Consider the following 20,875-nt stretch of genomic DNA (forward strand, 5'->3'; position numbering starts at 1 on the left):
CCGTGCGGCAGCTTTTCGCCTTCATGCGTCTGGCGGAGGAGCCGAAGAACGTCACCGCGATCTATGTCAACGACATGGGCAAGGCGAAGAACTGGAACCAGCCCGAGCCCGGAACATGGATCGACGCACGCAAGGCCTGGTACGTCATCGGCAGCAGCAGGCGCGGCGGCATGGAGGCGGATGAGGCCATTCCCTTCGGAGAACGTCAGCAGGCGGATGAGTTTGCGGCCAAGGCAGGCGGCAGGGTGTTCGGCTTCAGTGACATGCCTGACGATTACATCTTCCCCGGCGCGGAGCCCGCATCCGCTGACGCCACGGACAAGGAGGATCGGAGATGAGCGTGACGCGCAGGCGATTCATCACCATCACGGCTGCGGCCGCCGGATTTGCTCTCCTGCCGCGCGTGCCGGGCGCAGCGGCGCAGGCCGGGCAGGCGAACCTCAGAAGCTGGCGCGGCGTGGCGCTCGGCGCCGATGCGACGCTCCGCATCAACCATCCCGACCCGGCGGTGGCGGATCGTCTCATCGAGCGCTCCATCGGCGAGGTGCGGCGTCTGGAACGGATCTTCAGTCTCTATGCGCCCGACACCGCGATCTCGCTTCTCAACCGGCAGGGCCGCATAGATGAACCGCCCGCCGATTTTCTGCGGCTTCTGAGCGAAAGCGAAAACTATGCGCGCATGACGGGCGGCGCTTTCGACATCACGGTGCAGCCGCTCTGGCGCCTCTATGCAGATCATTTCTCGACACCCGGCGCGGATCTGAACGGGCCATCGGCGCAAGAACGCGCGCGCGCCATCGCATCGGTCGGCCATGACGCCATCGCCTTCGATGCGTCGCGAGTGGAATTCATGCGTCCCGGCATGGGGCTCACCTTCAACGGCATCGCGCAAGGCTACATAACGGACCGCGTGACGGAGCTTCTGCTCGCCTCGGGGATAGAGCGCGCGCTTGTCGACATGGGTGAAATCCGCGCGCTGGGCGAGAGCCCTTCCGGCGAGCCGTGGCGCGTCGGCATCGAGGACCCGCGAAAGCCGGAGCACATCGCCGAAACGGTCGAACTCGCCAGTCTCGCCATTGCGACCTCGGGCGGCTATGGCACGGCCTTCGATCCGGCGGGGCGCAGCAACCACATCTTCGATCCGCGGACGGGGCTGACGGCGAGGCGCTATCTCGGCGTTTCGGTGTTGGCGCCGAGCGCCACGACGGCGGATGCGCTCTCGACCGCCTTTTCGCTGATGCCGCTCGATGACACGCAAGCGATCGTCCGGCGTCTCGGCATCGAGGCGCGCTTCGTGCTCCCGGATGGAAAGCGGGTCGTGCAGACCGCCTGACGCGGCAGGCGCCGGCCCTCAGAGCGCGGCGAGCGCGGCGGCAGTGCGCTCGATCACATCGTCCGGCATATGTGCATAGAGCGGCATGCGCAGCAGTCCCTCGCCGACATGATCGGCAACCTTCATGGCGCTTGCCGCGCGGCCGAGGCGCTGGCCCGCAGGCGAGCTGTGCAGCGGCGCGTAATGCGCCGAGGCCATGATGCCCTGAGCGACGAGAAGATCGCGCGCCCTTGCGCGGAGTTCGCCGCTTTCAAAAACGAGCCAATAGATATGGCCGTTATGCGCGCAATGCTGCGGTATCTCCGCGCGGCGCGCGAGGCCGCGGGCTTCGAGCGGGCGAAGCGCCTCGTGATAGCGGCCCCACAGCGCGACGCGGCGCTGGTTGATCGCCTCGGCCTGTTCGAGCTGGGCGAGCAGCAGCGCCGCCGTGATCTCGCTTGGCAGGAAGGAGGAGCCGAGATCGACCCAGGTGTATTTGTCCACCTCGCCACGAAAGAACTGGCTGCGGTTCGTGCCCTTTTCGCGGACGATTTCCGCGCGAAGCCGGTACGCGGGATCGTTGACGAGCAGCGCGCCGCCTTCGCCCGCCACGACATTCTTGCTGGCATGGAAGCTCAGCGCGGAGAGCGCGCCGAAAGTGCCGAGCGCCTTGCCGCGATAGAAGGCGCCGAAACCCTGCGCCGCATCTTCGGCGACGGCGAGCCCGTGCTTCGCCGCAAGCGTCATGATCGCGTCCATCTCGCAGCCGACGCCCGCGTAATGCACCGGCATGATGGCGCGCGTTCTCGGTGTGATGGCCTGCTCGATCAGGTTTTCGTCGATGTTGAGCGTGTCGGCGCGAATGTCGACGAAGACGGGGACGCCGCCTCGCAGCGCGATCGCGTTGGCGGTGCTGACGAAAGTGTAGGAGGGCATGATGACTTCGTCGCCCGGCTCGATTTCGAGCAGCAGGCCGATCATGTCGAGCGCGCCCGTGCCCGAATGGGTAAGGAGCGCGCGCACCGCGCCCGTCTTCTCCTCAAGCCATGCGTGACAGGCCTTGGTGAATTTCCCGTCCCCCGCAAGCTGCTTCGCTGACAGGACCTCGTCCAGATATTCTCTCTCGCGGCCGGCGAGAGTGGGCTCGTAATAGGGAACGCTCATGGGTTGATGTCCGGGGCAGCGGTGGAATCGTGCGGCCATTGAACAGGCCCCCTGCCTTGCGCGCAAGGGGCGGGGATGCCTATCGGGCGGCCCCGAAGCGCCGGGCGCTGAGAAGCGCCAGCGCTTCCTCGGGATCGGCGGCGGCGATGACCTCGAAGCCCGGCCGCGCCAGCATCATCGCGGCCTCGCGCTCCTCGCGCCCATGGCCGGTCAGCACATGGATGGCGCCCGCAAGGCCCGCATTTCTCGCCGCTTCCATGTCGCTCGCCTTGTCGCCGATCATGAAGCTCCGGCTGCGGTCGATGCCGAGCCTTTCGGCGGCAAGCTCGATCATGGCCGGGCCGGGCTTGCGCCAGCGCGCATGGTTGTCGCCATAGCCATCCGTGTGGTCGGGGTGATAGGCGCAGGCGACGATGAGATCGAGCGCGACGCCTGCGGCGCGGAGCTGCCGCGCGATCTCCGCCTCCACCGCCTCGAAGTCCGGCCAGCCGAAACGCCCCCGCGCGATGCCCGCCTGATTGGTGACAGCGGCGACGGCGAGCCCCTGCGAATGCGCCCAGCCTATGAGCTTCGCCGCGCCGCGCTCGAGAACGACATCCTCGGGGCGGGAGAGATAATCGACCTCCCGCACGATGACGCCATCGCGATCGAGGAAGAGCGCGGCCGCGCCCTCGCGCCGCTCCGGGGTCTCGTTTGAAATCCAGATCCCGTCGGGCAGGGGCATCGTCATTCCCGGTCTCTCGTTCTTTCGTGTCGCGCGGCAATCCGGCCGTGCCGGCGGGGCAGGGCGATGATGATCGAAGTCCCGCTCGCCGTCAGCCTCGAAAGCGAAGGCTGGACGGCGAATTCCGTCGCAAGACTTCGATGCGACGCCTGGTCCCGGCCGATCGGCCCACAAGGCCGACCCGTTTCGGTGTATCCTGTCATCTACGGCGCAATCGGGCATCGCACAACCGGGCGGCTCGATATTGAAAGCAGGGTTTCGTTCAGGTGTTGCGTTCCAATCCGAAGCCCCGTTCTAAGGGGCACTCCTTCGCCGCCTGGCGTCATTTCCGAATGTTCGCCGGCACTCTGGCGGTTGCGCTTGCCTGCGTCGCGGGCGCGCCTTCCGCGCAAGCCGCAGCCTGCTCCGACCCGCTGTCGGCGATCGCGGCGCTGCCCGGCTCAGCAAGCGCGACGCTCGATTTCAATTCGCTTCGCCGTTTCTATGGAGGATCGGGCGGCGCCTGCGTCTGGTCGGCGGCGGATGCAGCCACGCTCATCGAGGCCCTGAGTGCCGCCGGGAGCCAAGGGCTCGAGCCGCGCGATTTTCATCTTGCCGAACTGAAGGGCGGAGATGCCGTCAGGGATGCGCGCGCCCGCGATCTCCTGCTGACGGATGCCGCCATCCGATATGCGCGCGACATGCGGAACGGCCGCCTTGAGCTTGAAAGCATCGAGAGCGATATCGACTTTCCCCGGCCCCTCACCGATCCCGTCGCGGGGCTGCGCGATGCCTTCGCCACACATTCGCTCGCTCACTGGCTTGCTTCGCTGCCGCCATCCCAACCGGAATATGCACGCCTCGTCGCCGCCTATGCGCGTTATGTCGACATGGCGGCAAAGGGCGGATGGGCGATGCTCGCCGCGCCCGCAAAGGCGGTGAAGCCGGGGGAGGCGAGCCCGCTCGTGCCTGCCCTGCGGCAGAGGCTCGCGGCCGAGGGCGATTTCGGCGCGGCGGAGGCTTCCGCCTCGGGCAAACGTCTCGATGCAGCGCTCGTCGCGGCGCTCAAGCGCTTTCAGGCCCGCCACGGCCTGAGCGCCGATGGTGTTCTCGGGCGGAAGACGCTCGAAGCGCTCAATGTCGCGGCGTCCGCCCGCGCCGGGCAGATTGCGGTCAATCTCGAGCGCTGGCGCATGCTGTCTGGCGCGATCCCGCCGACGCGCGTCGAGGTCAACGCAGCCGCCGCGACCGCGAAGCTCATCGTCGGGGGCGCTCCCGTGCTCGAAATGCGCGCCGTGGTCGGCAAGAAGAAAACGCCGACGCCGATCCTGCGCAGCGTCATAAATTCCATCGTCGTCAATCCGCCCTGGGTCGTCCCCTCGTCGATCATGCGCAAGGAAATCCTGCCGGCGCTGACGCGCGAACCCGACTATCTCGAAAAGAACGACATGTACTGGCGCGACAATCAGATCGTGCAGGCGCCTGGCGAAAGAAACTCGCTCGGCCGCATAAAGTTCGAGCTATCGAGCTCCTTCGATGTCTATCTGCACGACACGCCCGCGCGACGTCTCTTCGCGCGTGACGATCGCGCGCGAAGCCATGGCTGTGTCCGCCTCGAAAAGCCGCTCGCCCTTGCCGAGCATCTGCTGGGCAACGACACGGGATGGCCGCGCGAACGCATCGAAGGCATGATCGCGGATGGAAAGACGCAGCGTATTCCGCTCACGGATGAAGTTCCGATCGTCATCGTCTACTGGACGAGCTTCGTCGATCAGGGCGGAACGGTCGAGTTTCGCGATGACATATATGGCCGCGATGAGAGGCTGCTCGATGCGCTGAGGCAGCACCGTTTTGCGCAAGCGGGAGCGAGCGCAGCCGCCGCGAAGGCATGCGGCGCGTGAGGCGCGACGCGCGTTTTCCATAACGGCAATCACGTCATTGCGTTTGACGCATCGGGCCCGAAACCCTATACGGGGAGCGGGCGGGTGGGCTTCACGTCGAACTCAAGAGGTGGATGTGAGGTCGGTGATCACACGCAGAGGCGTATTGGCTCTCGGTGCGACTGCGGCAGCTTCCGTCATTCTGCCGCGGCCTTCGATCGCATCGGTGGCGAGGCCGCGCATGCTCAAATTCTACAACACGCATACGGGCGAGAGCCTTTCCACGACCTATTGGGCCGATGGCGTCTACATTCCCGATGCGTTGCGCGACGTGAAGAAGCTTCTTCGCGATCACCGCTCGGACGACGAACATCACATCGACGTGCGGCTGCTCGATCTCCTGTCGGAGCTGCGCCACAAGCTCGACACGCACGAGCCCTATCACGTCATTTCCGGTTATCGCTCACCGAAGACGAACAGCGTTCTCGCCCGGGCGAGCCACGGCGTCGCCAAGCGCAGCCTTCACATGGTCGGCGAAGCAATCGACATTCGCGTGCCGGGGCGCGATCTCGCCCGCGTGCACAAGGCGGCGCTGGCGCTCCGACGCGGCGGCGTCGGCTATTATCCGGCATCGGATTTCGTGCATGTCGATGTCGGGCGCGTGCGCCAATGGGGGCCGAAGCACGAGGCGTGAGCCCCGACTGTAGTTGCGTCGCCCGCCTCTCAGCGGGCAGGCGTGGGTGCGCGCTCGATATTCGGCAGGAAGCCTGTGAACAGGCCGAGCAGCGGCAGGAAGGCGCAGACCTGATACACGAACTCGATGCTCGTGAAATCGGCAAGCTCGCCCAGCACCGCGGCGCCGATGCCGCCCATTCCGAATGCAAAGCCGAAGAAAAGGCCCGCGACCGTTCCGACGCGGCCCGGCATCAGCTCCTGCGCATAGACGATGATCGCGGGGAAGGCCGAGGCGAGAATGAGGCCGATCGGGATGCTGAGAAGGCTCGTCCAGAAAAGGCCGACATGCGGCAGGATGAGCGTGAAGGGAAGCACGCCGAGGATCGAGGCCCAGATCACATATTTGCGCCCGAAGCGGTCGCCGAGCGGACCACCGATGATCGTGCCGGCTGCTACCGCGCCAAGGAATATGAAGAGGTGCACCTGCGCGCTCTCGATCGACACATGGAATTTGTCGATGAGGTAGAAGGTGTAATAGCTCGTGATGCTGGCGAGATAGAAATATTTGGAGAAGATCAGCACCAGCAGAATGGCGATGGCCATGCGCGCGCGTTCGGGCGAAACGGTGGTCGTGCGGATGGCGCCGGGCCTTGCGGCCCCCGTCACGGGCGGCATCGCGTTGCGCTTGTACCAGACGCCGACATGCCACAGCAGCACGATGCCGATCATCGCCGCGATGGAGAACCAGGCGACGCTGCCCTGGCCCCTCTGGATGACGATGAAGGCGGCGACGAGCGGGCCGATGGCCGAGCCCGCATTGCCCCCGACCTGAAAGAGCGATTGCGCAAGCCCGTGCCGCCCGCCCGATGCCATGCGCGCGACGCGCGAGGATTCCGGGTGGAAGACGGACGAGCCTGTGCCGATGAGCGCGGCGGCGAGCAGCAGCAGCAGGAAATGCGCCGCCGATGACAGCAGCAGCAGCCCCACCAGCGTGAAGCCCATGCCGATGGCGAGCGACCACGGGCTCGAGCGCCTGTCGGTGTAGTAGCCGACAAGCGGCTGGAGGAGCGAGGCGGTGAGCTGATAGGTGAGCGTGATCAGACCCACCTGCCCGAAATCGAGACCGTAATTTTCCTTCAGCATCGGGTAAATCGCGGGCAGCAGCGACTGCATCATGTCATTGAGCAGATGGCAGAAGCTGATGGCCGCGAGCACGGTGAATGTGGTGTTCGTTGCCGAAGGGGCGGAAGCGGAGGATGTCGTCTCGGTCAAGATGCTCTCCCTGGAGCGCAAGGCTCCCGGAGCATGAGCCGGAAAGGAGCGATTTTCCAGATCAACTCATGCCCTGTCTCGAAAAATCCGGAGCGCATCCTGCCGCAACGACATCTTTCCGTTGCGGCACCGCGCCTCAGGAGAAGGCCTGAATGCCTGTGATCTCGCGGCCGAGGATCAGGGCGTGCACGTCGTGCGTCCCTTCATAGGTGTTGACGGCCTCAAGGTTCATGACGTGGCGAATGACGTGATACTCGTCGGAGACGCCATTGCCGCCATGCATGTCGCGCGCCGTGCGGGCGATATCAAGAGCCTTGCCGCAATTATTGCGCTTCATCAGCGAAATGGCGGCAGGCGCGGCCTTGCCGGCATCGAAGAGGCGGCCGAGCTGGAGGCAGCCCTGAAGCCCGAGCGTGATTTCGGTCTGCATGTCGGCGAGCTTCTTCTGGATGAGCTGGTTCGCCGCCAGCGGACGGCCGAACTGCTTGCGGTCGAGCGTGTACTGGCGGGCGGCGTGCCAGCAGAACTCGGCGGCGCCGAGCGCGCCCCAGGCGATGCCGTAGCGCGCGCGGTTGAGGCAGCCGAAGGGGCCGGCGAGGCCGCGCACATTCGGCAGCAGGTTCTCGTCCGGCACGAAGACGTCCTGCAACGAGATTTCGCCCGTCACCGAGGCGCGCAGCGAGAACTTGCCCTCGATCTTGGGTGTCGAGAAGCCCTTGAAGCTGCGCTCGACGACGAAGCCGCGAATGACGTCATCATCCGTCTTCGCCCAGACGACGGCGAGATCGGCGATGGGCGCATTGGTGATCCACATCTTGGCGCCGTTGAGGATGTAGCCGCCATCGACCTTCTTCGCGCGCGTCTTCATCGACCCCGGATCGCTGCCATGATCGGGCTCCGTCAGGCCGAAGCAGCCGACCCATTCGCCGCTTGCGAGTTTCGGCAGATATTTCTCGCGCTGCGCCTCGGTGCCATAGGCATTGATGGGGTGCATCACCAGCGAGGACTGCACGCTCATCGCCGAGCGATAGCCGCTGTCGACGCGCTCGATCTCGCGCGCGGCGAGGCCGTAGCAGACATAGGAGAGACCCGCGCAGCCATACTTCTCCGGCAGGGTGGAGCCGAGCAGACCCTGCGCGCCCATCTCGTTCATGATCTCGCGATGGAAGATCTCGTGCCGGTTGGCCTCCTTCACGCGCGTGAAGAGCCGCTCCTCGGCAAAGGCGCGGGCGGCGTCGCGCACCATCCGCTCTTCCTCGGTGAGCTGTTCCTCGATCAGCAGGGGGTCCTGCCAGTTGAAGGGAGGGAGCGGGGGATTGGCGCCAGCGGCGGGCTTGGTACTCGATTCAGACATGCAACTTGACCTCGCGTAATCCTAGGGTTTGGGCTCATATAGCAGAAGGCATTTGGCCTGGCGACACTCAGTATGCGCAAGATCAGTGTCCTTCCGAGGCGATGTGGGCAGCCAGATGTTCCGCCAGGTGGTCGAACATGAGCCGGGCGCGCCGGCTCGTCTTCAGGTCCTCATGCATCACGACCCAGACCTCGAGCTTGAAGCCGATGGTCCCGGGAAGGACGGGAAGAAGCCCGTCGCGCCGGGCGAGCGCGTTCTGGCAGATGCCGAGCCCGAAGCCCGCGCGGAGCGCTGCATATTGCGCCACGTCGCTGTCGCAGCGAAAGGCGAAGAGTTCGCGCGAGGGCGTGAAGCCGAGCCCGTCGAGGCGGCGCATCGAGGGTTCGCGGTCGAAACCGATAATCGGATGGGCCTCGATTTCCTCCAGCGTCGCTGGCTTGCCATGCGCCTCCACATAGCGCGGATGCGCATGAAGACCGAGATGAATGGTGCCGATCTTGCGCGCGACGAGCGCGCTCTGTGTCGGCCGCACCATGCGGATCGCAATGTCGGCCTCGCGCCGCAGCAGGTCTTCCGCGCGGTTCGAGAGCAGGAGTTCAATGGCGATGCGCGGATGCGCCTCGCGGAAGGCGGCAAGGATGGGCGGCAGCACCTCCGTGCCGACGATTTCACTCGCCGTGACGCGGATGGTGCCGCGATCTTCCTCCGCTTCGCCCGATGCCGCGCGCTGGAGCGCCTCGGCCGCGCTGGCCATCGCCTCGGCATGGGGCACGAGGGCAAGCGCGCCCTCCGTGGCGTTGAGGCCCGTCTGCGAGCGGGTGAAGAGCGCAAGGCCCAACGCCTCTTCCAGCGCGTCCACATGGCGCCCGACTGTGGGCTGGGTGAGGTTGAGGGCGCGGGCCGCCCCGGAAAGGCTCCCCTCCCGCATGACGGCGAGAAAGGTGCGGTAAAGCTCCCAGCCGGGCTGTGATTTTGTCATACGAAAACGTATATCCGCTCGTCGATAAAAGGCAATTCATATTCAAATATGAATGAGAGATCGTCCGGTTGTCGAATTCAACCGGAGATCGGACATGACCCGAACAGCTCTCATCATCGGCGCCACGGGCGGCATAGGCAGCGAAACGGCGCTTGCCCTTGCCGCGCGGGGCTGGCGCATCCGCGCCCTCAACCGCAATCCCCAGAAAGCCGCCCGCGATTTCGCCTGGCTCGGCCCGGTCGAATGGGTGAAGGGCGATGCGATGAACGTGGCCGATGTGGTCGCCGCCGCACGGGGGGTGAACCTTCTCGTCCATGGCGCCAACCCGCCCGGCTATCGCAACTGGAAGGGAACGGCGCTCCCCATGCTCGAAAGCTCCATCGCCGCGGCGATGGAGGCGAATGCACGGATCGTCTTTCCCGGCACGGTCTACAATTTCGGTCCCGAGACTTTCCCTCGCATCGACGAGCGCGCGCCGCAGCGCCCGAGAACCCGCAAGGGCGCGATCCGCGTGGCGATGGAGACGCGGCTCAGGGAAGCCTCCGCCCATGGGCTCCGTGTACTGATCGTTCGTGCCGGTGATTTCTTCGGGCCGCGTGGCGGCAACAACTGGTTCGGGCAGGGGCTCGTGAAGGCGGGAAAGCCGTTCCGCTCGATCACCTATCCGGGGCGGCGCGAGGTGGGACACAACTGGGCGTTTCTTCCCGATCTCGCCGAAACGATCGTGCGCCTCGTCGAGCGCGAAAAGGATCTCGGCGGCTTCGAGGTCTTCCATTTCGGCGGCCACTGGTTCGAGCGGGGCGTCGAGATCGCCGAGGCGGCGCGCCGCGCGGCGGGCGTCCCCGATGCGCCGATCCGCCGCTTTCCGTGGCTTGCGGTCTGGCTCGCCTCGCCCTTCGTCGAGACATTCCGCGAGATGCTGGAGATGCGCTATCTCTGGAAGCGCCCCCTCCGGCTCGACAATGGAAAACTCGTCGCCTTTCTCGGCGAGGAGCCCCACACGCCCGCCGAACAGGCGCTGCGCGTCACGCTCAAAGGTCTTGGTTGTCTCGATGTCCAGCCGCGCGCCGCGGGCCTTTCCGCCCCGCGCCTTCAAGGGAGGCTCTGATGAAAATGCCGTTTTCCATCCGCCATCGCGCCGAGCGCATCATGGTCGCGCTCGTCATGTCCGTCATCGTCACCTATGTCGCGATGTTCACGGCCAGCGCCGCGCTCACGATCCATGCGCTCGATTTTCCGCAGGAGACGGCGCGGCACCATCTCGCCTGACGCGCTCGAAATAGAGGGCGAGATCCGACGGGATCGGCATCGGCTTGATGGCGCTGACATTCGCCCGTCCGGTATTGCCGATGGGCACGGCGCCGACAAGCGATCCGGCCGAGCCGATCATCCGGACGATCTGGCCCAGCACTTCGCGCGAGATGCGAAGGGCGGAAACGGTCGGAGCGCCTGTCATGGCTCTATTGATGGGCGGGGCGAGTGGGCCTGGCAAGCGCATGTGCCGGCAAGCGCGTATGCGCATATGAAAGAGCGGCGGGATCGCTCCCGCCGCTTTCGCATTTGGTCTTGTGTGCGGGGATCATTCCGCCGCGGTCTTGAGCCCCGCAAGCGCCTCGCGCGGCATGCGCTCGGCGAACTCGCGGCACGCCTGCACATATTCGCTCTTCATCCGCGCCACGAGTTCGCCCACGGGCGGTGCGTCCGAGATCTGGCCGATACCCTGGCCCGAGCCCCAGATATCCTTCCAGGCCTTCGACTTCATGTTGCCGCCCGAGCCGAAATTCATCTTCGACTTGTCTGCGGCAGGAAGGTTGTGCGGGTCGAGGCCGGCCGCTGCGATCGACGGCGCGAGATAGTTGCCATGGACGCCCGTGAAGAGGTTGGAATAGACGATGTCCTCGGCCGTATGCGCGATCAGCGCCTCCTTGTAGGTGGCGTCGGCATTGGCTTCCTGCGTGGCGATGAAGCGCGTGCCCATATAGGCGAGGTCGGCGCCGAGCGCGAGGGCGGAGGCGATGCCCCATCCATCCGAGATCGAGCCAGAGACCAGCACCGTTCCGTTGAACCACTGCTTCACCTCGCGCACCAGCGCGAAGGGCGACAGCGTGCCCGCGTGACCGCCCGCGCCGGCGCAAACGAGGATGAGCCCGTCGACGCCCTGTTCGGCCGCCTTGCGCGCATGCTTCACGTTGATGACGTCGTGGAAGACGAGGCCGCCATAGGAATGCGCCGCCTCGACGACTTCCGCAGGCGGGCGGAGCGAGGTGATGATGATCGGCACTTCGAGCTTGGTGCAGACCTCGACGTCATGCGCGAGGCGGTCATTGGAGGCGTGGCAGATCTGGTTGACGGCGAAGGGCGCGACCTTCTTCTCCGGGTGCTTCGCCTGATACTCGCCGAGTTCGCCCTTGATCCGCCTGATCCATTCTTCGAGCACATGCGCGGGGCGCGCGTTGAGCGCGGGGAACGAGCCGACGATGCCCGCCTTGCACTGGGCGATGACGAGTTCGGGACCGGAGACGATGAAGAGCGGCGAGCCGATCACCGGAAGCTCCAGCCGGTTCTTGAGAAGCGATGGCAGCGACATGGGAAGTCCTCATCCCTGGTAAAAATGATGACAAGAGACTAGGCAGGGCCGCCTGGCCTGTCCGCACAAGAAATGTCGAGGCGCCTGTTCACATATGATCATCGACCGGCGAGAAGCGCCCGGTCGGCCTTGGCTCTCGCGGCAATGAAATCGACCGCTGCCCGCACGGGCGGCGTGTCCTTGAGATCGGGATGCGTGAGCAGCCATATGTCCGTTGCGCTGTAGAGCTTCTCCGGCGAGATGCGGACAAGCTGCGGAAAGCTGTCGCCGGTGAGGCAGGTGAGCGCTGAAATGCCAACGCCCGCCAGCGCCGCATAGGCCGTGTCGAGCTGCGAGGAAAAGCGCAGATGCGTCGGCGCGCTGCGCGTTACATGCTGGCTCCAGCGCGCCAGCTCCTGGTTCGCGGCCGATCCCGCAAAGCCGAGGATGACATGATCGGCCCATTCCTCGCGCCGCGCGGGCAGGCCGTGCTTTTCGGCATAATCCTTCGAGGCGTAGAAGGCGACGCCGAGCCGCCCGATCTTGCGGCCGACGAGATTTTCCTCGCCCGGCCCATAAAGCCTGATGACGATATCGGCCTCGCGGCGGCGCACGCTCGCGGGCCAGGACTCGGTCACGAATTCGAGTTCGATGCCGGGATATTGCGCGCGGAAGGCGGGCAGATGCGGCACCAGCCAATGCCCCGCAATGCCGGGGGCGGTGGAGATGCGAACCGTGCCGCGCGGCTCGCCGTCATCCGCCGTGGCGGCGCGGACGGCGCGTTCTGCGGCCATCGCCATGGGCTCGACCTCGGTGCGCAGCCGCTCGCCCGCCGCCGTCAGCGCATAGCCCGCCGGCTCGCGCACGAAGAGCTTGGTGCCAAGCTCCTTTTCGAGCGCGGCGATGTGGCGCCCCACCGTCGCATGGCTGAGCCTAAGCTTGCGGCCGGCGCCGGAAAGGCTCTGCGTCTCTGCGACTGCGAGGAAGATGCGATAGGCGTCCCAGCCGCCCGCGAGGGCACCGTCTTTGTTCATCGCTGAACATCCCGTTGTCTGTTTGCGAGGAAAGATGAACCCGTCCGCCGGGGATTTCAAGCAATCCCGCACTGACGCTGGGGAATGGGAGCGGGAGGGCGCGCCCGCGAAAGCAGGGTGCCGTTCGATCTGTCATTCTGCTAGAAAGAGAGCCATCTAAATCATTGGGCCATCGGGCCATCTGAGGGAGAAACAACGTGCTCAAGACAAGATTTACGGAACTGTTCGGCGTTGAACATCCGATCGTGCAGGGCGGCATGCAGTGGGTCGGCCGTGCCGAACTCGTGGCCGCCGTCGCCAATGCAGGCGCGCTCGGCTTCATCACCGCGCTGACGCAGCCGACGCCCGAGGATCTGGCGAAGGAAATCAAGCGCTGCCGCGAGATGACCGACAAGACGTTCGGCGTGAACCTGACGATCCTTCCGGCGCTGAAGCCGCCGCCCTATGCCGAATATCGCGCCGCGATCATCGAGTCGGGCGTCAAGATCGTCGAGACGGCGGGCTACAAGCCGCAGGAGCATGTCGACGATTTCAAGAAGCACGGCATCAAGGTCATTCACAAGTGCACGGCGGTCCGTCATGCGCTTTCGGCCGAGCGCATGGGCGTCGACGCGATCTCGATCGACGGTTTCGAGTGCGCGGGGCATCCCGGCGAGGACGACATTCCGGGCCTCATCCTCATTCCGGCTGCCGCCGACAAGGTGAAGATCCCGATGATCGCGTCTGGCGGCTTCGGCGATGCGCGCGGCCTGGTGGCGGCGCTGGCGCTCGGTGCCGAAGGCATCAATATGGGCACGCGCTTCATGTGCACGGTCGAGAGCCCCATTCACCAGAAGGTGAAGGAGCAGATCGTGGCCAATGACGAACGCTCGACCGACCTCATCTTCCGTACGCTGCACAATACGGCGCGCGTCGCGAAGAACGTGGTCAGCCAGGAAGTCGTCGCCATCGAGAAGAAGGGCGGCGCCAAGATCGAGGACGTCGCGCACCTCGTCGCCGGGGCGCGCGGCCGCGTCGTCTATGAGCAGGGTGATCCCGAATACGGCATCTGGTCGGCGGGCATGGTGCAGGGCCTCATCCATGACATTCCGACCGTGAAGGACCTCGTCACGCGCATCGTCGCCGAGGCGGAGCAGATCATCGCCTCGAGGCTCAACCGCATGGCCGGCATCTCCGTCGCCCGCGCGGCCGAGTAAGCACGAACGCCGAGTTCGGACCCGGGATCAGGTCCGGGGTGACGGCGAGGGAATGGGGGGACGTGTCTTGCCCCCACCTCTGCCTGTCATCCCGGGCTCGTCCCGGGATCCATCTTTCTTCCATTGAGCGCCAAAAAAGATGGACCCCGCGTCGAGCGCGGGGTGACGCATGTGAATGGGGAATGCCTTGCTCCCGACACACCGTCTGTCATGCCGGACCCGATCCGGCATCCGTCTTCACCACGCGGGCGAGGCCATCCGCATCGCGAACGGTGATCTCCCTGTAGCCAAGCGCGACAATGCCGTGCTTCTCGAAATCGCGCAGGATGCCGTTGACGGTCTTGCGCGAGAGCCCGGTGAGTTCGGCAAGCTCATCCTGCCGCAGCGGCAACACCGCCATGTCGCTCCCATTGTCCCATACAGTCGCATAGGCATGAAGTCTTGAGGCGAGCCGCGCATGGGGCGAGAGGCGTGCGCGCTCCGCGTTGATCCTCACGGCCGCTGTGAGCTGCTCCGTGGCAAGCTCCGCGAAATGAAGCCAGAGCGAGGGCTGCTCGCGGGCGATGGCGGCTAGCGCCTGCTGCGGGATGAAGAGGATTTCCGAGCGTTCCCGCGCCACCGCTGTCGTCACGCGCCGCCCGCCCAGAACCTGCGCGGCATAGCCGAAAATGCTGCCCGGCCCCGAAATATTGACGGGAACATTCTCGCCATTGTCGAGCCAGACATAGGTGGTCACCGAGCCGCTGAGCACGCCGTAAAGCCCGTGCGCTTCATCGCCCGTGTCGTAAAGCCAGCGTCCCGTCTCGACGCTCGAGACCTGCATATGTTCGATGAGCCGGTGGCGAAGCTCGGCCGGGCGGCGGCGGAACCAGCCATTGCGGGCGAGGGAGGCGGCGATGCGGTCTTGCGGGTTTCCTGACCGGGGCATGGCAATTCAAGAATGTTACCGAGGTGACAATCTTCGCCCGCTTCGGGGCTAACCTCAAGCCGGTCGAGAGTTACATTCGGGAGGAGACGGGAAGATGTCGTTCCATACGCCGACGATAAGGAAGCTCAGTGCGGGCTGTGGCGCGGAGGTGCTGGGGGTGGACCTCAGAAAGCCGAGCAACAGCGATATGGAAATCATCCGCGGCGCCTATCGCGATTACGGCGTCATCTTCTTCCGCGACCAGCATCTCACGCCGGAGGATCACATCGCCTTCGCGCGCCGCTGGGGCGAGATCGACATCAACAAGTTCTTCCCGGCCAATGGCGAGTATCCGGAAATCGCCGAGGTGCGGAAGGAGAAGGAGCAGAAGACGAATATCGGCGGTGCGTGGCACACGGATCATTCCTACGATCCTTCGCCCGCCATGGGCTCGATCCTCGTCGCGCGCGAACTGCCGGAGGAGGGCGGCGACACGCTCTTCTCCAACATGTATGCCGCCTATGAGGCGCTGTCCGACGGCCTGAAAGAAACGCTTTCGCGCCTCAAGGCCGTGCACTCCAATGCGATGGCCTTCGGCGCGGCCGGCTTTTACAAGAACAGCGATCAGGGCGCGGCCTTCAAGGGCGAGAGCCTCATCGGCCAGGCGGTGCATCCCGTCGTCATCACGCATCCGCTGAGCGGCCGTAAGGCGCTTTACGTGAACCCGGCCTTCACCACGCATTTCGAGGGCTGGACGCCGCTCGAAAGCAGGCCGCTTCTCGATTTCCTTTACGCCCATGCGGTCCGCCCGGAATTCACCTGCCGCTTCCAGTGGCGCGAGGGTTCGGTCGCCTTCTGGGACAATCGCGCGACATGGCATTACGCCGCGAACGACTATCACGGCAGCAAGAGGCTTCTGCACCGCATCACCATTGGCGGCGTGCCGCTCGGCTGAGCCTTCACAGGCTTGCCTTCGCCTCCGTACATGGCAGACTGCGGCCCAACAGCAAAAGCCCGCAAGGAAGGGCCATGAGGGAGAACGTCATGACGGCAGCGACGGCTGGAAAAGCGGCGATCACGGTCACGCCGAACGAGAACGGCTTTGGCGCGGCGATCACGGGGCTCGATCTCTCGAAACCCCTGGCTCCGAATGTGCTCGCCGAGGTGAAGGATGCCTGGGCACGCCATTCCGTCGTGTGGTTTCCGGACCAGCCGCTCTCCCATGACGAGCTTGAGGCGTTCACGCTTCAGATCGGTCCCTTCGGCTACGATCCTTTCATCAAGCCGATGGAAGGCCGTCCGCATATTCTGGAATTGCGCCGCGAGCCCGACGAGAAGGCGCGCAATTTCGGCGCCGGCTGGCATTCGGACTGGAGCTTTCAGGAAACGCCGCCCGCGGCGACCATCCTTCATTCCAAGGTCGTGCCGCCCGTCGGCGGCGACACGCTCTATGCCGATTGCTACCGCGCCTATGACGCGCTTTCGGACGAAATGAAGCGCGTGCTCGGCACGCTCACTGCGATCCATTCGGCGGCGCTGCCCTATGGCACCGATGGCATTTTCGCGCATGAAAAGGAAAAGCGCACGATGGAGATCGTCGTGAGCAAGGAGGCGGAGAAGACCTTTCCGCATCCGCTGGTGCGCACCCATCCGGTGACGGGCCGCAAGGCGCTCTATGTGAGTCCCGTCTATACGCTCGGCATCGCGGGCATGACGCGGGAGGAATCCGCCGCCATTCTCGGCTATCTCTACACGCATATGACGAAGGACGAATTCGTCTATCGCCACAAATGGCGCGAGAACATGCTCACCATGTGGGACAATCGCTGCACGCTGCATTACGCCGATGGCGGCTATGACGGACATCTGCGCGTCATGCACCGCACGACGGTTGCGGGCGAGCGGCCCGTCTGACCGGGCACGCCTTCAGCGCAGGAAGAGCAACAGAAGCAGCCCGCCGATCACCAGCGCGATGCCCGCAAGCTCGAGGCGGGCCGTCTTCTCGCGAAAGAGAAAATGCGAGGAGGCGAAGGTGAAGACGAGTTCGATCTGGCCGAGCGCGCGCACATAAGCGGCGTTCTCGATGGTCATCGCCGTGAACCATCCGATCGAGGCGAGAGAGCCCGCAATGCCGACGCCGGAACTGACCTTCCAGTTCCGCATCGTGCCGGCGAGTTGCGCGGGCTCGCGCCAGCCGAGCCAGATCGTCATGACGATGGTCTGGATGACGAGCACGGTGACGAGCGTGAAGCCTGCCGGTATCAGAAAATCGGAGCGCCCGAGCGAGAGTGACGCGGCGCGATAGGCGACGGCCGCGATGCCGAAGCCTGCGCCCGAGCCGATGCCCATGAGTGTCGTGCGATCGCTCAGTGTACGCATGAAATTCGCAAGCGTGAGATGCGACTTTGCCATAGAGATGGCGATGACGCCGGCAAGGCTCACAAGGATCGCCGCGGTTGCGCCGAGGCTCGGCCGGTCGCCCAGCACGATGACGCCGAAAAGCGCGGCCTGCACCGTCTCTGTTTTCGAGTAGGTCGTGCCGACGGCGAAATTGCGATGGGCGAAAAGCCCGACGAGAAGCGCCGTGCCCCAGATCTGCCCGAGCCCGCCGACGACGCAATAGAAGAGGAAGGTCCAGTTGGCCGCGGGCAGCTCATGCCCTGTGATCGCCACAAGGCTCCAGAGATAGACGACCGCAATGGGGAGCCCGAAGGCGAAGCGCACATAGGTCGCGGCAATGGCGGAAAGCTCGCCCGTCAGTTGCTTCTGCAGCGTCGAGCGCAGGTTCTGCAGAAAGGCGGCGGCGATGGTAAGCGGTATCCAGAGCGGCATGGCGGGAAGGCTCGGGGTGACGGTAAGAGACTGGGACGAGCGATGCGCCCTTACGCCTCTATCGCCGCATAGACGAGTTGCTGAAGCTGCGGCCGCAGCGGATAGGTGCTCGACGGCATGAGCTGCGTCATCAGAATGGCGACGAGATCCTCTTCCGGGTCGATCCAGAAATAGGTGGAGGCGGCGCCGCCCCATGAAAGATTGCCGGCGGAGCCCACGGCCTGTGCCTCGGCGGGATCGAGGATCACCTGAAATCCGAGCCCGAAGCCCGCGCCGTCGCCCGCAAGCTCGCTGAAGGCCGCTGTCGACATCTCCTTCATCGTCCTGCCGCCGGGAAGGTGGTTGAGCGACATGAATTCGATGGTCTTGGGCGAGACGAGCCGCGTGCCCTCGAAGACGCCACCATCGAGGATCATCTGACAGAAGCGCCAATAATCCGTCATCGTCGAGACGAGGCCGCCGCCGCCGGAGAGGAACTTGCGCGGGCGCGCATAGATGCTCGTCTCGTCGCCGCGGTCGATCGCGCGGACGGCGCGCGTCCTCAAATCCTTCTCGTAATTGGTGGTGAAGCGGCCGAGCTTTTCCGCCGGCACATGGAAGCCTGTATCGTTCATGCCGAGCGGCGCGAAAATGCGGCTTGCGAGAAGTTCGTCGAGCGGGCGGCCGGACAGGACTTCGACCAGATAGCCGCAGACATCGGTCGAGACGGAATAGTTCCACTTTTCGCCGGGCGAGAAGAGAAGCGGCAGTTCGGAAAGCCGCGCGACCATTTCCTTGAGCGTGATGTCGCCCGTCGCCGCGCCGTCGATGCCGCGCTGGCGATAGAGCTTCGCCACCGGATGCCCGGGCATGAAGCCATAGGTGAGGCCCGAGGTGTGGGTGAGGAGATCGCGGATCGTCATCTCGCGCTCCGCGGGCTTTGTCTCGTATTTCTCGTGCGTGCCGCCCGCCCAGACGCGCAGGCCCTTGAATTCGGGGATGTAGCGCGAGACGGCATGGTTGAGCTGAAAATGCCCTTCCTCATAGAGCATCATCAGCGCGAGGCTCGTGATCGGCTTCGTCATCGAATAGATGCGGAAGATCGAGTCGCGTTCGAGCGGAAGCCCGCTTTCGCTGTCGCGCTGCCCGACCGTTTCGAAATGCGCGATCTCGCCATGGCGCGCGACGAGCGTCGAGACGCCGGCGACCTTTCCCCTGGCGACATAGGAGCCGAAATAATCGGGAATGGCGGCAAGGCGCGCGGAACTCAGTCCCACATCTTCCGGCCGGGCGATCTTCGCGGCGACGTTCATCGGCATTCCTCCTGCGCATATGGCGGAGAAAGCATAGGGCGGATTTGGAAAAACTGCCTGCGGGAATTGCCGGGCGCGGACGGAGGCCGCGCTATCGGCTCCCGGCGATGAGGCGGAGAAGGTCGTCCGGCCGCCTTGCCTCGAAGGCGGTTGCCTCGCCCGCGCCGGGCGCAAGGTCGATTGCCTCCCAGCCCTCGCTCGTCTTTTTCAGCCGGTAGCAGGGGGTGAACTGCCCGCAACGCAGCACGAGCACGCTGAGCCCATGCGCCGCGTCATGGCGAAATTCGAGATCGAGGGGAGAGCCGTCCGCCGCGGCCATGAGCCTGCGGCGGTCGTGCTCGGTCACGAGATCGGCCGGGAAGGGGAGGACGTTGTCCAACCTCACATCTCCCCGGCCAAATCCATTCAGACGGCAGCGCGGCGGCCGGCCGCCTCGGCGACCGGCGAGATCACCGCCGTCGTCGCCTCGATGGCGGAGGTCAGGCGGCCGAGGCCGACGATATAGGCGGCCGTGCGGAGCGGCACCTTGCGCGTTTCCGCCACCTTCCAGACGATGTCGCCCTGGGCGTTCATCCGGCTTTCCAGTTCGCGGTGCACGCGCTCCAGCGTCCAGCGCTCGCCCTGGCGGTTCTGCACCCACTCGAAATAGGAAACGGTGACACCGCCGGAATTGGCGAGAATGTCCGGAATGACGGTGACGCCTGCCTTGTGCAGAAGCGCGTCGGCTTCCGGCGTGACCGGGCCGTTGGCGAGTTCGAGAACGACCTTCGCGCGGATGCGTTCGGCATTGCCCTCATGGATGAGATCCTGGAAGGCCGCGGGCACCAGCAGCTCGCAATCGACGCCCAGCATCTCGTCGGGATCGATCTGGCGCGTCGCGCCGGTCGCGCCATTGCGGACGGACATGCCGGCCGCCTTGATCTTCTCCAGCGCCGCGACATCGAGGCCCTGCGGATTGAAGACCGCGCCGCCCGAATCGCTGGCGGCGACGATGGTCCAGCCGCTGTCGACGAGCAGCCGCGCCATATGCGCGCCCGCATTGCCGAAGCCCTGGATGACCGCGCGGCGCGGACCATTGTCGAGGTCGAGGCGGCCGCAAAGATGCTCCAGAAGGTTGAAGCCGCCGCGGGCCGTCGCATCGTCGCGGCCGAGCGAGCCGCCAAGCGCGAGCGGCTTGCCGGTGATGACGCCGGGCACGACCTGGCCGACGATCTGGTTATATTCATCGGCCATCCAGCCCATGATCGTCGCATTCGTCGCCACGTCCGGCGCCGGAATGTCGCGATCCGGCCCGATGAAGCGGGCGAAGGCGCGGATATAGGCGCGCGACAGGCGTTCGAGTTCCGTCACCGAAAGCTCGTGCGGATCGACCCGGACGGCGCCCTTGCCGCCGCCATAGGGAAGTCCGGCCACGGCGCATTTGACGGTCATCCAGAAGGCAAGCGCCTCGACCTCGTCGGCTGTGGAGTGGTGATGAAAGCGAATGCCGCCCTTGGTCGGGCCGCAGGAATCGTCGTAGCGGCAGCGCCAGGCTTCGAACGATTTCAGCGAGCCGTCATCCATGCGGATGGTGAGACGAGCCTGCAACAGCTCGCGCGGCAGCCGGAGCCGCTCCATCGTGTCGGGAGAAATTTCCACATGGCGCGCCGCTTCGTCCAGCCGTTGCAATGCGCGTTCAAACTCACTCTCTGCCATCATTCGAATTCACT

General features: G+C 65.2%; 22 protein-coding genes. 9 read left to right on the plus strand and 13 right to left on the minus strand.

Features of this window, described 5'->3' with window-relative positions:
* On the plus strand, nt 1-338 hold a 338-nt coding region (locus tag WBG82_RS13915), incomplete at its 5' end, for a nitrous oxide reductase accessory protein NosL (protein WP_424425190.1).
* A complete protein-coding gene (locus tag WBG82_RS13920) occupies nt 335-1,333 on the plus strand; it encodes an FAD:protein FMN transferase (RefSeq protein WP_424425192.1) in 999 nt (332 codons plus the stop codon). The genes WBG82_RS13915 and WBG82_RS13920, both read left to right, overlap by 4 nt.
* 18 nt (nt 1,334-1,351) lie before the next feature.
* Here WBG82_RS13920 and rffA read toward each other — a convergent pair whose 3' ends face one another.
* The gene (gene rffA, locus WBG82_RS13925; protein ID WP_424425194.1) at nt 1,352-2,476 is read right to left on the minus strand and encodes a dTDP-4-amino-4,6-dideoxygalactose transaminase; all 1,125 of its coding nucleotides are present in this window, start codon (nt 2,474-2,476) and stop codon (nt 1,352-1,354) included.
* 79 nt (nt 2,477-2,555) lie between these two features.
* Nucleotides 2,556-3,206: a D-glycero-alpha-D-manno-heptose-1,7-bisphosphate 7-phosphatase gene (locus tag WBG82_RS13930; RefSeq protein WP_424425196.1), complete on the minus strand. Its 651-nt coding sequence runs from the start codon at nt 3,204-3,206 to the stop codon at nt 2,556-2,558.
* 326 nt (nt 3,207-3,532) lie between these two features.
* Between WBG82_RS13930 and WBG82_RS13935 the strand changes: the two genes are divergently transcribed.
* Together WBG82_RS13935 and WBG82_RS13940 are read left to right on the plus strand one after the other, a co-directional pair.
* Nucleotides 3,533-5,080 carry a L,D-transpeptidase family protein gene (locus WBG82_RS13935; protein WP_424425198.1) on the plus strand — a complete coding sequence of 516 codons (1,548 nt, stop codon included), beginning with the start codon at nt 3,533-3,535 and terminating at the stop codon, nt 5,078-5,080.
* 124 nt (nt 5,081-5,204) lie between these two features.
* Complete coding sequence (locus WBG82_RS13940; RefSeq protein WP_424425200.1) at nt 5,205-5,753, plus strand: DUF882 domain-containing protein; 549 nt, start codon at nt 5,205-5,207, stop codon at nt 5,751-5,753.
* Nucleotides 5,754-5,782: 29 nt separating this feature from the next.
* Here the strand turns inward: WBG82_RS13940 and WBG82_RS13945 are convergent, their stop codons facing one another.
* The 3 genes from WBG82_RS13945 to WBG82_RS13955 all read right to left on the minus strand — a co-directional run bounded on the left by WBG82_RS13945 (nt 5,783) and on the right by WBG82_RS13955 (nt 9,339).
* Nucleotides 5,783-7,006 (minus strand): MFS transporter, encoded by a 1,224-nt coding sequence (locus WBG82_RS13945; protein ID WP_424425202.1) that lies wholly within the window; start codon nt 7,004-7,006, stop codon nt 5,783-5,785.
* 136 nt (nt 7,007-7,142) lie between these two features.
* Nucleotides 7,143-8,360 (minus strand): acyl-CoA dehydrogenase, encoded by a 1,218-nt coding sequence (locus WBG82_RS13950; protein ID WP_424425203.1) that lies wholly within the window; start codon nt 8,358-8,360, stop codon nt 7,143-7,145.
* Between the two features lie 82 nt (nt 8,361-8,442).
* A complete protein-coding gene (locus WBG82_RS13955; RefSeq protein ID WP_424425205.1) occupies nt 8,443-9,339 on the minus strand; it encodes a LysR family transcriptional regulator in 897 nt (298 codons plus the stop codon).
* Nucleotides 9,340-9,433: 94 nt separating this feature from the next.
* Between WBG82_RS13955 and WBG82_RS13960 the strand changes: the two genes are divergently transcribed.
* Entirely contained in the window at nt 9,434-10,447 is a 1,014-nt protein-coding gene (locus WBG82_RS13960) for an SDR family NAD(P)-dependent oxidoreductase (RefSeq protein ID WP_424425207.1), read from the plus strand.
* Nucleotides 10,447-10,608: a hypothetical protein gene (locus WBG82_RS13965; protein ID WP_424425209.1), complete on the plus strand. Its 162-nt coding sequence runs from the start codon at nt 10,447-10,449 to the stop codon at nt 10,606-10,608. Before WBG82_RS13960 ends, WBG82_RS13965 begins: the two co-directional genes overlap by 1 nt.
* Here the strand turns inward: WBG82_RS13965 and WBG82_RS13970 are convergent.
* From WBG82_RS13970 to WBG82_RS13980, 3 genes are all read right to left on the minus strand, one after another.
* Entirely contained in the window at nt 10,553-10,861 is a 309-nt protein-coding gene (locus WBG82_RS13970; RefSeq protein WP_424425210.1) for a DUF3703 domain-containing protein, read from the minus strand. The genes WBG82_RS13965 and WBG82_RS13970 overlap by 56 nt on opposite strands.
* 57 nt (nt 10,862-10,918) lie before the next feature.
* Nucleotides 10,919-11,926 (minus strand): NAD(P)H-dependent flavin oxidoreductase, encoded by a 1,008-nt coding sequence (locus WBG82_RS13975; RefSeq protein ID WP_424425212.1) that lies wholly within the window; start codon nt 11,924-11,926, stop codon nt 10,919-10,921.
* Nucleotides 11,927-12,024: 98 nt separating this feature from the next.
* Nucleotides 12,025-12,939 (minus strand): LysR family transcriptional regulator, encoded by a 915-nt coding sequence (locus WBG82_RS13980; RefSeq protein ID WP_424425214.1) that lies wholly within the window; start codon nt 12,937-12,939, stop codon nt 12,025-12,027.
* A 197-nt stretch (nt 12,940-13,136) separates the two neighbouring features.
* On the opposite strand from WBG82_RS13980, the gene WBG82_RS13985 reads away from it, so the two are divergent.
* On the plus strand, nt 13,137-14,135 hold the full coding sequence (locus WBG82_RS13985; protein ID WP_424425216.1) for an NAD(P)H-dependent flavin oxidoreductase: 999 nt from the start codon (nt 13,137-13,139) through the stop codon (nt 14,133-14,135).
* 208 nt (nt 14,136-14,343) lie between these two features.
* On the opposite strand, the gene WBG82_RS13990 is transcribed toward WBG82_RS13985, so the two are convergent.
* On the minus strand, nt 14,344-15,063 hold the full coding sequence (locus WBG82_RS13990) for a Crp/Fnr family transcriptional regulator (protein WP_424425218.1): 720 nt from the start codon (nt 15,061-15,063) through the stop codon (nt 14,344-14,346).
* Between the two features lie 94 nt (nt 15,064-15,157).
* On the opposite strand from WBG82_RS13990, the gene WBG82_RS13995 reads away from it, so the two are divergent.
* Both WBG82_RS13995 and WBG82_RS14000 read left to right on the plus strand, forming a co-directional pair.
* Nucleotides 15,158-15,997, plus strand: coding sequence for a TauD/TfdA dioxygenase family protein (locus WBG82_RS13995; protein ID WP_424425220.1), 840 nt, complete (start codon nt 15,158-15,160; stop codon nt 15,995-15,997).
* Between the two features lie 89 nt (nt 15,998-16,086).
* Complete coding sequence (locus tag WBG82_RS14000; RefSeq protein ID WP_424425222.1) at nt 16,087-16,956, plus strand: TauD/TfdA dioxygenase family protein; 870 nt, start codon at nt 16,087-16,089, stop codon at nt 16,954-16,956.
* Between the two features lie 12 nt (nt 16,957-16,968).
* Here the strand turns inward: WBG82_RS14000 and WBG82_RS14005 are convergent, their stop codons facing one another.
* From WBG82_RS14005 to WBG82_RS14020, 4 genes are all read right to left on the minus strand, one after another.
* Nucleotides 16,969-17,874, minus strand: coding sequence for an EamA family transporter (locus WBG82_RS14005; RefSeq protein ID WP_424425224.1), 906 nt, complete (start codon nt 17,872-17,874; stop codon nt 16,969-16,971).
* Nucleotides 17,875-17,924: 50 nt separating this feature from the next.
* Nucleotides 17,925-19,166 carry a serine hydrolase domain-containing protein gene (locus tag WBG82_RS14010; protein WP_424425225.1) on the minus strand — a complete coding sequence of 414 codons (1,242 nt, stop codon included), beginning with the start codon at nt 19,164-19,166 and terminating at the stop codon, nt 17,925-17,927.
* A 91-nt stretch (nt 19,167-19,257) separates the two neighbouring features.
* Nucleotides 19,258-19,545, minus strand: coding sequence for a hypothetical protein (locus tag WBG82_RS14015; RefSeq protein ID WP_424425227.1), 288 nt, complete (start codon nt 19,543-19,545; stop codon nt 19,258-19,260).
* Between the two features lie 26 nt (nt 19,546-19,571).
* Entirely contained in the window at nt 19,572-20,864 is a 1,293-nt protein-coding gene (locus tag WBG82_RS14020; RefSeq protein ID WP_424425229.1) for a Glu/Leu/Phe/Val family dehydrogenase, read from the minus strand.
* Nucleotides 20,865-20,875 lie beyond the last annotated feature (11 nt).

It is taken from the genome of Parvibaculum sp. (assembly GCF_049671045.1).
Classification (GTDB): Bacteria; Pseudomonadota; Alphaproteobacteria; order Parvibaculales; family Parvibaculaceae; genus Parvibaculum.

Bases quoted from the DNA above. Each gene is read 5' to 3' on its own strand.
- WBG82_RS14020 (WP_424425229.1), bottom strand. From the start codon at position 20,864: ATGATGGCAGAGAGTGAGTTTGAACGCGCATTGCAACGGCTGGACGAA.
- WBG82_RS13975 (WP_424425212.1), bottom strand. From the start codon at position 11,926: ATGTCGCTGCCATCGCTTCTCAAGAACCGGCTGGAGCTTCCGGTGATC.
- rffA (WP_424425194.1), bottom strand. From the start codon at position 2,476: ATGAGCGTTCCCTATTACGAGCCCACTCTCGCCGGCCGCGAGAGAGAA.
- WBG82_RS13960 (WP_424425207.1), top strand. From the start codon at position 9,434: ATGACCCGAACAGCTCTCATCATCGGCGCCACGGGCGGCATAGGCAGC.
- WBG82_RS13955 (WP_424425205.1), bottom strand. From the start codon at position 9,339: ATGACAAAATCACAGCCCGGCTGGGAGCTTTACCGCACCTTTCTCGCC.
- WBG82_RS13935 (WP_424425198.1), top strand. From the start codon at position 3,533: ATGTTCGCCGGCACTCTGGCGGTTGCGCTTGCCTGCGTCGCGGGCGCG.
- WBG82_RS13970 (WP_424425210.1), bottom strand. From the start codon at position 10,861: ATGCGCATACGCGCTTGCCGGCACATGCGCTTGCCAGGCCCACTCGCC.
- WBG82_RS13995 (WP_424425220.1), top strand. From the start codon at position 15,158: ATGTCGTTCCATACGCCGACGATAAGGAAGCTCAGTGCGGGCTGTGGC.
- WBG82_RS13980 (WP_424425214.1), bottom strand. From the start codon at position 12,939: ATGAACAAAGACGGTGCCCTCGCGGGCGGCTGGGACGCCTATCGCATC.
- WBG82_RS13950 (WP_424425203.1), bottom strand. From the start codon at position 8,360: ATGTCTGAATCGAGTACCAAGCCCGCCGCTGGCGCCAATCCCCCGCTC.
- WBG82_RS14010 (WP_424425225.1), bottom strand. From the start codon at position 19,166: ATGAACGTCGCCGCGAAGATCGCCCGGCCGGAAGATGTGGGACTGAGT.
- WBG82_RS13920 (WP_424425192.1), top strand. From the start codon at position 335: ATGAGCGTGACGCGCAGGCGATTCATCACCATCACGGCTGCGGCCGCC.
- WBG82_RS13965 (WP_424425209.1), top strand. From the start codon at position 10,447: ATGAAAATGCCGTTTTCCATCCGCCATCGCGCCGAGCGCATCATGGTC.
- WBG82_RS14000 (WP_424425222.1), top strand. From the start codon at position 16,087: ATGACGGCAGCGACGGCTGGAAAAGCGGCGATCACGGTCACGCCGAAC.
- WBG82_RS13930 (WP_424425196.1), bottom strand. From the start codon at position 3,206: ATGACGATGCCCCTGCCCGACGGGATCTGGATTTCAAACGAGACCCCG.
- WBG82_RS14005 (WP_424425224.1), bottom strand. From the start codon at position 17,874: ATGCCGCTCTGGATACCGCTTACCATCGCCGCCGCCTTTCTGCAGAAC.
- WBG82_RS13990 (WP_424425218.1), bottom strand. From the start codon at position 15,063: ATGCCCCGGTCAGGAAACCCGCAAGACCGCATCGCCGCCTCCCTCGCC.